12 protein-coding genes are annotated in these 12,793 nt (G+C 74.3%); 9 read left to right on the plus strand and 3 right to left on the minus strand.

Features of this window, described 5'->3' with window-relative positions; translation table 11 throughout:
* The first annotated feature begins 178 nt into the window (after positions 1-178).
* The 6 genes from AC07VC_RS10225 to AC07VC_RS10250 are packed head-to-tail and all read left to right on the plus strand — an operon-like array spanning position 179 to position 6,789.
* Entirely contained in the window at positions 179-1,330 is a 1,152-nt protein-coding gene (locus AC07VC_RS10225; RefSeq protein WP_494676428.1) for a bifunctional 2-methylcitrate synthase/citrate synthase, read from the plus strand.
* Positions 1,331-1,381: 51 nt separating this feature from the next.
* Positions 1,382-2,959 carry a methionine--tRNA ligase gene (metG, locus tag AC07VC_RS10230; RefSeq protein ID WP_317230712.1) on the plus strand — a complete coding sequence of 526 codons (1,578 nt, stop codon included), beginning with the start codon at positions 1,382-1,384 and terminating at the stop codon, positions 2,957-2,959.
* 56 nt (positions 2,960-3,015) lie between these two features.
* Positions 3,016-3,966 carry a TatD family hydrolase gene (locus AC07VC_RS10235; RefSeq protein ID WP_317230711.1) on the plus strand — a complete coding sequence of 317 codons (951 nt, stop codon included), beginning with the start codon at positions 3,016-3,018 and terminating at the stop codon, positions 3,964-3,966.
* A 26-nt stretch (positions 3,967-3,992) separates the two neighbouring features.
* A complete protein-coding gene (gene rsmA / locus AC07VC_RS10240; RefSeq protein ID WP_494676585.1) occupies positions 3,993-4,889 on the plus strand; it encodes a 16S rRNA (adenine(1518)-N(6)/adenine(1519)-N(6))-dimethyltransferase RsmA in 897 nt (298 codons plus the stop codon).
* A gap of 10 nt (positions 4,890-4,899) precedes the next feature.
* Positions 4,900-5,838 carry a 4-(cytidine 5'-diphospho)-2-C-methyl-D-erythritol kinase gene (locus tag AC07VC_RS10245; protein ID WP_317230710.1) on the plus strand — a complete coding sequence of 313 codons (939 nt, stop codon included), beginning with the start codon at positions 4,900-4,902 and terminating at the stop codon, positions 5,836-5,838.
* A gap of 18 nt (positions 5,839-5,856) precedes the next feature.
* Positions 5,857-6,789, plus strand: coding sequence for a DMT family transporter (locus AC07VC_RS10250; RefSeq protein ID WP_494676427.1), 933 nt, complete (start codon positions 5,857-5,859; stop codon positions 6,787-6,789).
* 77 nt (positions 6,790-6,866) lie between these two features.
* Here the strand turns inward: AC07VC_RS10250 and AC07VC_RS10255 are convergent, their stop codons facing one another.
* Entirely contained in the window at positions 6,867-7,367 is a 501-nt protein-coding gene (locus AC07VC_RS10255; protein WP_494676426.1) for a CGNR zinc finger domain-containing protein, read from the minus strand.
* An 85-nt stretch (positions 7,368-7,452) separates the two neighbouring features.
* On the opposite strand from AC07VC_RS10255, the gene AC07VC_RS10260 reads away from it, so the two are divergent.
* Positions 7,453-8,340: an alpha/beta fold hydrolase gene (locus AC07VC_RS10260; RefSeq protein ID WP_494676425.1), complete on the plus strand. Its 888-nt coding sequence runs from the start codon at positions 7,453-7,455 to the stop codon at positions 8,338-8,340.
* On the opposite strand, the gene AC07VC_RS10265 is transcribed toward AC07VC_RS10260, so the two are convergent.
* Positions 8,316-10,022: a glycosyltransferase family 39 protein gene (locus tag AC07VC_RS10265; RefSeq protein WP_494676424.1), complete on the minus strand. Its 1,707-nt coding sequence runs from the start codon at positions 10,020-10,022 to the stop codon at positions 8,316-8,318. The genes AC07VC_RS10260 and AC07VC_RS10265 overlap by 25 nt on opposite strands.
* 136 nt (positions 10,023-10,158) lie before the next feature.
* Here AC07VC_RS10265 and AC07VC_RS10270 point away from each other — a divergent pair, with 136 nt between their 5' ends.
* Together AC07VC_RS10270 and AC07VC_RS10275 are read left to right on the plus strand one after the other, a co-directional pair.
* Entirely contained in the window at positions 10,159-11,208 is a 1,050-nt protein-coding gene (locus AC07VC_RS10270) for a ThiF family adenylyltransferase (protein ID WP_494676423.1), read from the plus strand.
* Positions 11,205-12,014: a nucleotidyltransferase domain-containing protein gene (locus tag AC07VC_RS10275; RefSeq protein WP_494676422.1), complete on the plus strand. Its 810-nt coding sequence runs from the start codon at positions 11,205-11,207 to the stop codon at positions 12,012-12,014. Before AC07VC_RS10270 ends, AC07VC_RS10275 begins: the two co-directional genes overlap by 4 nt.
* A 31-nt stretch (positions 12,015-12,045) precedes the next feature.
* Here the strand turns inward: AC07VC_RS10275 and AC07VC_RS10280 are convergent, their stop codons facing one another.
* Positions 12,046-12,777 (minus strand): phosphotransferase enzyme family protein, encoded by a 732-nt coding sequence (locus tag AC07VC_RS10280; RefSeq protein WP_494676421.1) that lies wholly within the window; start codon positions 12,775-12,777, stop codon positions 12,046-12,048.
* Positions 12,778-12,793 lie beyond the last annotated feature (16 nt).

The following is a 12,793-nucleotide window of genomic DNA, read 5'->3' on the forward strand; positions in this document are numbered from 1 at the left end:
CGGGTCGGCGCGGCTGCGCGGTCGGCGCCTCGGGAAGGGCCTGACGGAAGGCTACCGACCCGGCCGCGCCGCGACCCGGCGCCGCAGGCGGCCGTCACCCCTCGCCCGGGGAGGCCCGCCCCGATACAGTGACGAGCGCACCCGAGGGCGACCCGATCCGCTCCACCAGCGGTGCGGCATGCCGCGAAGGAGCACCATGGCCGACATCCGCAAGGGACTCGCCGGGGTCGTCGTCGACACCACCGCGATCAGCAAGGTCGAGCCGGCCACGAACTCCCTCCTCTACCGCGGGTACCCGGTGCAGGAGCTCGCCGCCTCCTGCTCCTTCGAGCAGGTCGCCTACCTCCTCTGGCACGGCGAGCTGCCCACCGACGAGGAGCTCGCGCACTTCGAGGCGCAGGAGCGCGCCGAGCGCCAGCCCGACGAGGCGGTGCTGCGCATCGTCGACGCGCTGCCCGTCGACGCGCACCCCATGGACGTGCTCCGCACCGCGGTCAGCGCGATCGGCGCGGCCGACCCGACGCCCGACGACCACTCCGCCGAGGCCGACCTCGAGCGCTCCGTGCGGCTCCTCGCGCAGATCCCCGTGCTCATCGCCCACGACCAGCGGCGCCGCCAGGGCCTCGCGCCGGTCGAGCCGCGCGACGACCTCGGCCTCGCCGAGAACCTGCTGCTCATGGTGCACGGGGAGCGGCCGACCGAGGCCGACGCTCGCGCGCTCGAGGTCTCGCTCATCCTCTACGCGGAGCACTCGTTCAACGCCTCCACGTTCACGGCGCGCGTGATCACGTCGACCCTCGCCGACCTGCACTCCGCGGTCACCGGCGCGATCGGCGCCCTGAAGGGCCCTCTGCACGGCGGCGCCAACGAGGCCGTGCTCGAGACGCTGGAGGAGATCGGCGACGCGTCGCGCGTGGAGGCCTGGCTCGACGAGGCGCTCGCCGCGAAGCGCAAGGTCATGGGCTTCGGCCACCGCGTGTACCGCGCGGGCGACTCGCGCGTGCCCACCATGAAGGACGCGCTCGACGAGCTCGTCGCGGTGCGCGTGCAGGCGGGCGGCGCGGCGGGGGAGTCCGCGACCCGCACGATGGAGCTGTACGACGCGCTCGAGCGCGGCATGGCCGAGCGCACCGGGATCCTGCCGAACCTCGACTACCCCTCGGGCCCCGCGTACGCGCTCCTCGGCTTCGAGACGCGCGCCTTCACGCCCCTGTTCGTGGCCGCGCGCGTGGTCGGCTGGACGGCCCACGTCGTGGAGCAGCGCGCCGCGAACTCGCTGATCCGCCCGCTCTCCGAGTACGACGGACCCGCCGAGCGCCACCTCGCCTGAGCCGCCGTCACGCGGCCGGGGCCCCTCCCGCCGATCGTTAGGATGGAGCCCATGTCCCGCGGCGAGCCCTTCTACATCACCACGCCGATCTTCTACGTGAACGACGTCCCGCACATCGGGCACGCCTACACGGAGGTCGCCGCCGACGTGCTCGCCCGCTGGCACCGCCAGCGCGGCGACGACACCTGGTTCCTCACGGGCACCGACGAGCACGGGCAGAAGATCCTCCGCACGGCCACCGCGCACGACACGACCCCGCAGGCGTGGGCCGACCGCCTCGTCACCGAGAGCTGGCAGCCGCTGCTCGAGGCCGTGGACATCTCCAACGACGACTTCATCCGCACCACGGACGCCCGCCACGAGGAGAGCGTCACGATCTTCCTGCAGCGCCTCCACGACGCCGGGTTCATCTACACGGGCGAGTACAAGGGCTACTACTGCGTCGGCTGCGAGGAGTACAAGCAGCCCTCCGACCTCCTCGAGGGCACCGGTCCGTTCGAGGGGCAGCTCGTCTGCGCCATCCACTCCAAGCCGGTCGAGCTGCTGGAGGAGAAGAACTACTTCTTCCGCATGAGCGACTTCGGCGAGCGGCTCCTCGCGTTCTACGAGGAGCGGCCCGACTTCATCCAGCCCGAGAGCGCCCGCAACGAGATCCTGTCGTTCGTGCGCCGGGGCCTGGAGGACCTCTCCATCTCCCGCTCCAGCTTCGACTGGGGCATCCCCATCCCGTGGGACGAGAGCCACGTCGTGTACGTGTGGTTCGAGGCGCTCATGAACTACGTGACCGCCATCGGCTACGGCGTCGACGACGAGCGGTTCCAGCGCCGCTGGCCCGCCACCCACCTGGTCGGCAAGGACATCCTCCGGTTCCACGCGGTCATCTGGCCGGCCATGCTCATGGCCCTCGGGGAGGAGCCCCCGCGCCGCGTCTTCGGCCACGGCTGGCTGCTCGTCGGCGGCGAGAAGATGTCGAAGTCGAAGCTCACCGGCATCGTCCCGCAGACCATCACCGACACCTTCGGCATCGACGCGTTCCGCTACTACTTCATGCGCGCCTTCGCCTTCGGCCAGGACGGCTCGTTCAGCTGGGAGGACCTCAGCGCCCGCTACCAGGCCGAGCTCGCCAACGGCTTCGGCAACCTCTCCTCCCGCGTGATCGCCATGGTCGGCCGCTACTTCGACGGCCGCGTCCCCGAGGCGCACGAGCTCACCGAGGCCGACGAGCGCGTGCTGTCCGTCGCGCGCGCCGCCGCGTCCACGGCCGACGACGCCATCGAGCGGCTCGCCATTCACGAGGCGCTCGCCGCCGTGTGGACCCTGGTCGACGAGCTCAACGGCTACATCACGAGCCAGGAGCCGTGGGCGCTCGCCAAGAGGGACGAGGACCGCGCGCGCCTCGAGACCGTCCTGCACACTGCGGTCCGCGGGCTCGGCACGCTCGCCGTGCTCCTCGCGCCCGTGCTGCCCGGCGCCACCGCGAAGCTCTGGACGGCGCTCGGCGGCGACGGCACGGTGGGCCAGCAGCGCATCGACCTCGCGGACGAGTGGACCGGCTCCGGCGTCGTCACGCCGCTCGAGGCCCCGCTCTTCCCGCGCATCGAGCAGGAGCCGGTCACCCCCACGGCGTGACCGGGGAGGCCGCGCCCCACGGGGTGCGGCACCCGCCCCTCGGTAGAGTGGGCGGGATGTCCGATTCGAACTACGTGCGCCAGCGCGACACCACCGCGGTCCACGGCCAGACGCGCGACCTCACGTATCCGCCGCTGCCCGAGGCGCTCACGGTCCCGGTCTACGACAACCACACGCACCTCGAGATCGCGGACGGCGAGTCGCCCATCGACTTCACGGAGCACCTCGACCGCGCGAGCTCGGTCGGCGTCCGTGGCGTGATCCAGGTCGGCGGCGACCTGGAGACCTCCCGCTGGTCGGCGGAGACCGCGGCCCACGAGCCGCGCATGCTCGCGGCCGTCGCGATCCACCCCAACGAGGCGCCCGCGTACGACGAGGCGGGCACCCTCGACGACGCGCTGGCCGAGATCCACGAGCTGGCCGGCCGACCGCGCGTGCGCGCCGTGGGCGAGACCGGGCTCGACTTCTTCCGCACGGGCGAGGAGGGCCGCGCCGCCCAGATGCGCTCCTTCGAGGCGCACATCGAGATCGCCAAGCAGCGGGGCATCGCCCTGCAGATCCACGACCGCGACGCGCACGACGAGGTCGTCGAGACGCTGCTGCGCGTCGGCGCCCCCGAGCGCACCGTGTTCCACTGCTTCTCCGGCGACGAGGACCTCGCCCGGATCTGCGCCGAGAACGGCTGGTACATGTCGTTCTCCGGCACCGTCACCTTCAAGAACGCGGTGGACCTGCGCGAGGCGCTGGCCTTCGCGCCCCGCTCGCTGCTGCTCGTGGAGACCGACGCGCCGTTCCTCACGCCCGTGCCGTTCCGCGGCCGCCCGAACGCGCCGTACCTCATCCCGCACACGTTGCGGGCGATGGCCGCGCACCTCGGCACCGACGTGTCGATGCTCGCCGCGCAGATCTCCTCCAACACCGAGCTCGTCTACGGCCGCTGGGACGACGAGCCCGTCACGTCGCCGGCGAAGGACCCCGCCGAGATCGACCCGGCGGGCCGCGCGTGAGCGACGACGCGGGCCCCGGCGCGGCACTGCCCGCCACGCCCGCGGCCGCCGGCGCCACGCTCCTCGGGCCGGCCGAGATCCGGGACCTCGCCGAGCTCCTCGGCGTCGCGCCCACCAAGAAGCTCGGGCAGAACTTCGTCATCGACGCGAACACCGTGCGCCGCATCGTGCGGGTCGCGGGCGTCGAGCCCGGCACCCACGTGGTGGAGGTCGGGCCCGGCCTCGGATCCCTCACGCTCGGCCTCCTCGAGACCGGCGCGAGCGTCGTCGCGGTCGAGATCGACGGCCGCCTGGCGGAGCAGCTGCCCCTCACCGTGCGCCTGTACCAGCCGGAGGCGCGCCTCACGGTCGTGCACGAGGACGCGCTGCGCGTCGCGGAGCTGCCCGGCGATCCCGCCGCGCTCGTCGCGAACCTCCCGTACAACGTCTCCGTCCCCGTGCTCCTGCACCTGCTCGAGCACTTCCCGTCGATCCGCACGGGCGTGGTGATGGTGCAGGCCGAGGTCGGGCACCGCATCGCCGCGGCACCCGGCTCGAAGGTCTACGGGTCCCCGAGCGTCAAGGCCGCCTGGTACGGCGCCTGGCGCACGGCCGGCAACGTCAGCCGGCAGGTGTTCTGGCCCGTGCCCAACGTCGACTCCGTGCTCGTCGCGTTCGAGCGGCACGCGGAGCCGTTCGCCGCGGAGGAGCTGCGCAAGCGCACGTTCCGGATCGTCGACGCGGCCTTCCAGCAGCGCCGCAAGATGCTCCGCCAGGCCCTCGCGGAGCTGCTCGGCGGCAGCGAGGCGGCGTCCGCGCTGCTCGTCGACGGAGGGGTGGCCCCCACTTCGCGGGGCGAGGAGCTGAGCGTCCACGACTACCTCCGCGTGGCCCGCGCCTGGGCCGATCGCGACGGTGACGGAGCGGCTCCCAGCCTCCGCTAGGTTGGAGCACATGACCTCCGCGGCCACCACCTCCGACGTGGTGCACGCGCGGGCCCCGGGCAAGATCAACGTCTCGCTGACGGTGGGCGCCCTCCAGGAGGACGGGTACCACGACGTCGCCACCGCGTACCAGGCCGTGAGCCTGTACGAGGACGTGTACGCCACCCGGTCCGACGGCTTCTCCGTCGAGTTCGGCGGATCCATCGACACGTCGCACCTCACCGTCGGCGCCGACAACCTCGCCATCCGCGCCGCCCGCCTCCTCGCGCGCAGCACCGGCTACCGCGGGGGCGTCCACCTGCGCATCGAGAAGGACGTGCCCATCGCGGGCGGCATGGGCGGCGGGTCCGCGGACGCCGCGGCCACCCTCCTCGCCTGCGACGCCCTCTGGGGCACCGAGCGCACCCGCGACCAGCTGCTCGCCCTCGGCGCGGAGCTCGGCGCCGACGTGCCGTTCGCGCTCGCCGGCGGCACCGCCATCGGCACGGGCCGCGGCGACCGGCTGAGCCCCGCCCTCGCCAAGGGCACCTTCCAGTGGGTGCTCGCCATCGCCGAGTTCGGCGTCTCCACGCCCGACGTGTACGGCGAGCTCGACAAGCACCGCGAGCGGCACGCGCAGGACATCTTCCCGGCGCAGCAGATCCCGCAGGTCGACTCCGGGGTGCTGCAGGCGCTCCGGGCGGGGGATCCGCACATGCTCGCCGAGGTCCTCCACAACGACCTCCAGGCGCCCGCCCTGCACCTGGCGCCCGGGCTCGGCGAGGTGCTGCAGCTCGGCGAGGAGAACGGCGCGCTCGCGGGCATCGTCTCCGGGTCCGGTCCCACCGTCGCCTTCCTCGCGGCCGACCTCGACAGCGCGCTCGAGCTGCAGATCGCGCTGAGCGCCGCCCGCCTCACGGTCATCCGGGCCACGGGACCCGTGCACGGCGCCCGCATCATCACCGGCTGACCCGGCGCGCTCCGCCCCATGCGCACGCCGTCGCTCCATGCCGTCCGGCCGTCCCGCCCCGAGTGGGCGCTCATCGGCATCACCGCGATCTGGGGCGGCACGTTCCTCGCGGTGCACCTCGCGATGGAGCACAGCGGGCCGCTGTCCTTCGTCGGGCTCCGATTCCTCGCGGCGGGCCTGATCAGCGCGGTCCTCTTCCGCCGGGCCCTGCGCGGCATGCGGCGGCTGGACCTGGCGGCCGGGTCGGCGATCGGCGTGATGATCTTCCTCGGCTACGGACTCCAGACCTACGGCCTGCAGACGATCCCGAGCAGCGCGTCCGCCTTCATCACCGCGCTCTACGTGCCGCTGGTGCCGCTCCTGCAGTGGGCCGCGTTCCGGAGGCGGCCGAGCGCGCTCGCCCTCGTGGGCGTGGGGCTCGCCTTCGTCGGGCTGCTGCTCGTCGCCGGTCCCCAGGAGGGTGCGTCGCTCGGCGCGGGGGAGCTGGCGACCCTCGTGAGCACGCTCCCGATCGCCGCCGAGATCCTCCTCATCGGGCTGTTCGCCGGGCGCGTGGACGTCGGCCGGGTGACCGTGGTGCAGCTCCTCGTCGCCGGGGCGCTCGCGCTCGCGTTCATGCCCCTGGTCGGCGAGGCGTTCCCGCCGTTCTCGTGGCTGTGGCTCGCTGCGGCGGTGGCGCTCGGGGCGAGCAGCTGCCTCATCCAGCTCACGATGAACTGGGCCCAGCGCTCCGTCTCGCCCACGCGCGCGACGATCATCTACGCGGGCGAGCCGGTGTGGGCCGGGGTCGTCGGGCGGGTAGCGGGGGAGCGGCTGCCGGCCCTCGCGATCCTCGGAGCGGCGCTCATCGTCGCGGGCACGGTCGTGAGCGAGCTGAGGCCGCGCGCGGTGCGGGGGCCCGAGGCCGAGGCTCCGCGGGACGGGGTCGGAGGCCGGCCCGTCATCGACTGACGCGCTCCTCCGGGCCGGCCCACGGGCGCCCCGCGTCGGGCAGGCGGACGGCGGGAGGGGGTGACGCGGGGCCGCGGTCAGCGCGACCGGCGCGCGTGCGCGCGGGCCTTCATCCGGTTGCCGCACGTCGCCATGGAGCACCACCTCGCGGTGCCGGGGCGGCTGTGGTCCACGAGGAACAGCGCGCACTCGTCGTTCGCGCACGGGCGCAGGCGGCCGGGCAGGCGGGCCGTGACGCTCGACCAGGCGAGGACGGCGTCGACCGGCAGGCGGTCGTCGGGCGGCACGCGCAGCTCCCAGGCGACGCCCTCGGATGTGACGTGCGGCGTGCGCACGGCGCCGTCGACCACGGCCGTGAGATCCGCGATCGCGGCGGGCGCCGTGACGGCCCCGCGGACGACGGCCTGGATCGCGTCGCGGGCGCGGCGCAGGCGCTCGAGCTCGGCCGCGGTGCCGGTGCCGCCCCATTCGCGGGCGAGCTGCCGCCCGGCCGCGCCGTCGAGCCGGTCCTCGGGCCGGCCGTCGACGACGGGCGCGCTGTTCAGCACCGCCAGCAGCAGCTCCTCGTCGCGGTCCATCTGCTCCTCGATCCTCCGCGCGGGTGGCGCGATGCGTCCATGCTACTGTCCGGCTAACCAGCAAAACAACTCAAAGGGGTTATACATGGGCGCCGTCCACCACCGCACCGCCTCGATCGACGGGCTCGACGTCTTCTGGCGCGAGGCCGGGCCCGTCGACGCGCCCGTGCTCCTGCTCCTGCACGGCTACCCGTCGAGCTCGCACATGTTCCGCCACCTGATCCCCGCGCTCGCCGGCCGCTTCCGGGTCATCGCGCCGGACCTCGTCGGCTTCGGGCGCTCGTCGGCCCCGTCCGTCGAGGACTTCGACTACACGTTCGCCGCGCTCGCCGAGGTGACCGCCCGCTTCCTCGCGACCATCGGGGTGTCCCGCTACGCGGTCTACGTGCAGGACTACGGCGCCCCCGTCGGCTGGCGCCTGGCGCTCGCCGACCCGCACGCGGTCACGGGCGTCGTCACGCAGAACGGCAACGCCTACGAGGAGGGCTTCGTGCCCTCGTTCTGGGACCCCATCTGGGCCGACGCCGCCGAGCGCACCGACGCCTCGCGCGACGCCCTCCGGCCCGCCCTCGGACGCGACGCCGTCGAGTGGCAGTACACGCACGGCGTGCCGGATCCGTCCGCGGTCGACCCCGACGCGTGGGAGCACGACCTCGCGCTCCTCGCCCGCCCGGGCCAGGACGACGTGCAGCTCGCGCTCTTCCGCGACTACGCCACCAACCGGGAGCTGTACCCGGCGGTGCACGCCTGGCTCCGCGAGTCGCGCGTGCCGGTGCTCGCGGTCTGGGGCCGGAACGACGAGATCTTCGCCGCGGCGGGCGCGGAGGCGTTCCGTCGCGACGCGCCGCACGCGCGCATCCACCTCGTCGACGGCGGGCACTTCCTGCTCGAGTCCCACCTCGACGCGGTCGTCGCGGCGATCGGGGAGTGGCACCCCCGAGCCGGAGGTCAGCCCGCGTCGACCCGCTCGTAGCGCTCGACGTTCGCGTTCTTCACGTGCCAGTCGTCGGTGCGCACGAACCCGCGCGGGGTCAGCGCCTCCGCGACCTCGGGCCGGATGTCCTGCCGGTCGCTCGTGACGAGCCACACGACATCGGCGCCCTCGACCTCGTCGACGCGGTCGGCGAGCGGGTACGACTCCTCCCAGAGCCCGTCCGTGTCGCCGGGCGGCGTGCGGAGGAGGATGTCGTCCATCCCGCGGAAGGCGTCGGGGTAGGAGTACGCGACGATGCGGGAGGTCGCCTTCGGGTGGCGCCGCACGGGGCCGAAGATCACGGCCTCCTCGGTGCCGGGCGCCTCCGTGGCGCGCTCCTGGGTGACGATGCGGGAGATGCCCGCCCAGTCGGCGTCGGCCTTGCGCGTGGTGCCGCGGTCGTGGGCGACCTGGACGAGCGACAGGGCCACGAGCCCCGCGGTCACGATCGCGACGGCGGGTCGCCAGCGCAGCGCCAGGATGCCCACCGCGACGAGCATGGCCATGGCCGGCGCCGTGTACGAGAGGTACCGCGGCGAGTACAGCGGGGACGTGAGCGTCGAGGCGTACACGAGCAGGATCGTGGGCACCGCGAACCACACGACCGCGAGCTGCAGCAGGGTCGGCGACCAGCCGGCGTGCAGGTAGGCGGACTCGAAGGCCGCGATCTCGCCCACGGGCTCCGCGGTCGACCGGCGCCGGGCGCGCACCAGGCGGACGCCCCGCCGCACCAGCATCGCGAGCCCGACGAGCGCCAGGATCCAGGCGACCGCCGCGAAGGCCGCGTTCTCCGGGAACAGCTGCGTGAGCACCACCTGGTTCGGCGTCCGCGGGCCGATCGGCTTGATCCACCCGACCTGGCCGGACTGGGCGGTGACCACGCCGACGAGCGGCAGCGAGAGGAGCCCGGCGACGATGGACGACACGCCCCAGCCGAGGAGCGACACGATCATGGGACGCACCGTGCGCCGGCCCACGCGGGCCGAGGCGACGGCCCACAGGATGACGGCGCCGTGGGCGCCCACCAGCAGCGCCAGGTAGATGAAGGTCGATGCGCCGAACCACGCGATGAGCCCGTAGAGCGCCCACCACCGGGCCTGCACCTGCCACGGCGACCCGGCGCGGCGGGCCGCCAGCACGAGCACCACCGTGAGGGCCACGGCGATGAGGGTGCCGAGCGCGAACGAGCGGCCCTCGGTGCCCATCCACGCCGAGCGCGGGATGACGACGAAGACGATGCCCGCCACGACGCCCGTGGCGCGCGTGGAGACGGTGCGGGTCAGGAGCACCACGCCGGCCGCGGCGAGGCCGATGGAGGCGGCGCTCGGGAGGCGGAGCGAGGTGGGCGAGTAGCCGACCAGGTCGAACCACACCTTCATGACCGCGTAGTAGAGGCCGTGCACGGCGTCGACCGTGCCGAGCATGCGGAGGAGGTCGTCCCAGTCGCGCGTGGCCGAGATGACCGTGGCGGCCTCGTCGTACCAGACGGACGGCTGCCCCGCGAGGGGGAGCGCGAGGAGGAAGCCGAACAGCCCGATGAGCCAGGCGTCACCCCAGCGGCGGTGGTGGAAGCGGCCGAGGGGGCCCGAGGGACGGCCGCCGCGGGTCCCGTCGGCGGGCCGTCGTACGCTGGGTCCGGTCGACGCGGGTCCGCGTCCGCCGTCCGTACGGAGGTCTGTCATGGGGTCGTCTCTGCCGCTCGTCGATCTGGACGGCACGCACCCCGGGGGGCGGGGCCGTGATGGTCATGGCTCCGGGCAGGATGCGCACGAACGGCGCGAACGCCACTCCCGGCACCTCGCCCTTCCCGGCATCGGGATGGGGGGTCAGTCCCGCATCGACCGCGCGCGCGTGCTCGTGATCGGCGCGGGCGGACTGGGGTCCCCGGTGCTGCAGTACCTGGCCGCCGCGGGGACCGGGACCCTCGGAATCGTAGACGACGATGCTGTGGACCTCTCGAACCTGCAGCGCCAGACCATCCACGGCACGCCTGACATCGGGCGGTCGAAGACCTCGTCAGCCGCGGATTCCGTGCACCGGACGGACCCCGGGATCGAGGTCGTGGAGCACGCCGAGCGGCTGACGGCGGACAACGCCATCCGGATCCTCAGCGGCTACGACGTGGTCGTGGACGCCACCGACAACTTCGCCACGCGCTACCTCATCAGCGACGCCGCGGCCCTCGTGGGCATCCCGTGCGTGTGGGGATCCGTGTACCGCTTCGACGCCCAGGTCACCGTCTTCTGGGACGCGGCGCCCGACGGCCGCGGCATCGACTACCGGGACGTCTTCCCCGAGCCGCCCGCCGACGGCGCCGTGCTCTCCTGCGAGGAGGCGGGCGTGTTCGGCGCGGTCTGCGGCACGGTCGGCTCCCTCATGGCGACCGAGGTCATCAAGCTCGTCACCGGCGCGGGCCAGCCGCTGCTCGGCCGGGTCGTGGTGCTCGACGCCCTCGCCGGCACCAGCCGCACCATCGGCATCAAGCGCGCGAAGGGCCGCCAGCGGGTCACCGCGCTCGCCGACTACGACCTGTTCTGCGGCGTGGGAGCGGCGACCGACGGCACCGAGCTCGACGCGGAGGAGGTGGAGCGGATCCTCGCCTCCGACGAGCCCGTGGTGCTCCTCGACGTGCGGGAGCCCGACGAGCGGCTCGTCGACTCCATCCCGGGCCACGTGGCGGTGCCGGTGCGCATCGTGACGGTGGACCCGGGCGCCGTGCCCGGCGGCGTCACCGACCAGGTCGTCGTCTACTGCGCCTCCGGCGTGCGCTCGCGGGCGGCCGCGGCGGCGCTCCGCGAGGCGGGCCGCGACGCCGTGAGCCTGCGCGGCGGCATCGCCGCATGGCGGAGCGTGGCGGGGCGGGCATGACCGCGGTCCCCGGGGCCGGTCCCGTCCTCGGGCTCGACGACGACGCGTTCCTCGAGCACGTCGCCGACGCGCTGCACGGCGTCCCGGGCGTGCGGGGCGTGGCGCTCGGCGGATCCCGCGCCCAGGGGGTGCAGCGGCCCGACAGCGACTGGGACGTGGCGGTCTACTACCGCGCCGCGTTCGACCCCGACGGCCTCCGCGCGCTCGGATGGCCCGGGGTCCTCAGCCCGCGCGGCGGCTGGGGCCGGACCTTCGACGGCGGCGGCGCCCTGCACGTGGACGGCCGCACGGTCGACGTCCACTACCGCGACCTCGACGCCATCGAGGCGGTGCACGAGGAGGCGGTGGCCGGGCGCTTCGCCGTCGAGCGGCTGCTCTTCCACCCGGCGGGCCTGCCGAGCACGATCCTGCTGGCCGAGGTGGGCGTGAACCGTGCCCTCCGCGGGGAGGTGCCGTCGTGGGGGTACCCGCCGGCGCTCCGCGAGTCCGCCCCCGGCGTGTGGTGGGGGGACGCGGCCATGACGTTGCACTATGCACGGGAGGGCCACGCGCGCCACGGCCGCGTCGCCCAGTGCGCCGGGCTGCTGGCGGAGGCGGCGAGCATGGCGGCGCACGCGGTCCTCGCCCACCGCGGCGAGTGGATCACCAACGAGAAGCAGCTGCTCACCCGCGCGGGCCTCCGCGGCGTCGACGCCGTCGTCGCCCGCATGGGGAGCGAGCCGGCGGACCTGCTGCGGGCCGTGGACGACGTGGAGGCGCTGCTGCACGACGCGGTGCGGCGCGAGGGGATCCCGGCCGCGGGCTGAGGGGCGTCGCGGCGGCGCGCCATCCGCGCCGTCACCCCACGGCGGAGCGCAGCGACTCGGTCTCGCGGAGCTTCGACGCCCAGCGGGCCGGCCATCCCTCGGCGACCCATGTCGCGTGCGGTTCGTGGCCCCGGGAGCCGAGGTGCACCACCTCGTCGACGGCGCGCTGCTGGCGGGCGAGGACCGCGTCGACGACCGCGATGGGGCCGTCCCAGCCGTAGCCGTCGAGGAGCGCGTCGACGCGGGAGCGCCGGTCGACGTCGGAGGTCAGGCCCCGCGCGTGCAGCCCGGTGGGATCGGTGCTGAACGGGGTCAGCCACTCGAGCGCGTAGGCGACGTCGCTGAGCGGCGGGGCGGGCCGCGCGGCGTCCCAGTCGAAGAGGCCGACCGCGACGCCGTCGCGCCAGGACATGTTCCCGGGCTGGGGATCGCCGTGGCAGATCACGTCGCCGCCTTCGGGCGGCACGGACCAGACGGCGTGCGGCGGCGGATCCCACCCGCGGGTGGCGTCGTGGATCCGGCGCAGGAGCCGCCCCGCGGACGCGACGGAGCGGGTGGTGGTCTGGTGCGCCCATGCGTCCTCGCCGCCGTCGCCGGGCACGAGGCGCACGCGCTCGACGCCGCCGTCGATCCCGAGGGGCTCCGGGACGGGCAGCCCCTCCGCGTGCAGGTGCCGCAGGAGCGCGTGGACCGTCGGCGTCCACGGCTTCGCGGGACGGAGGACGACGTCGCCGACGATGCGGACGGAGCGTGCGGCGGGCATGACCCCACCGTACGCA

Source organism: Clavibacter sp. GW821-FHT01D01 (assembly GCF_059422605.1).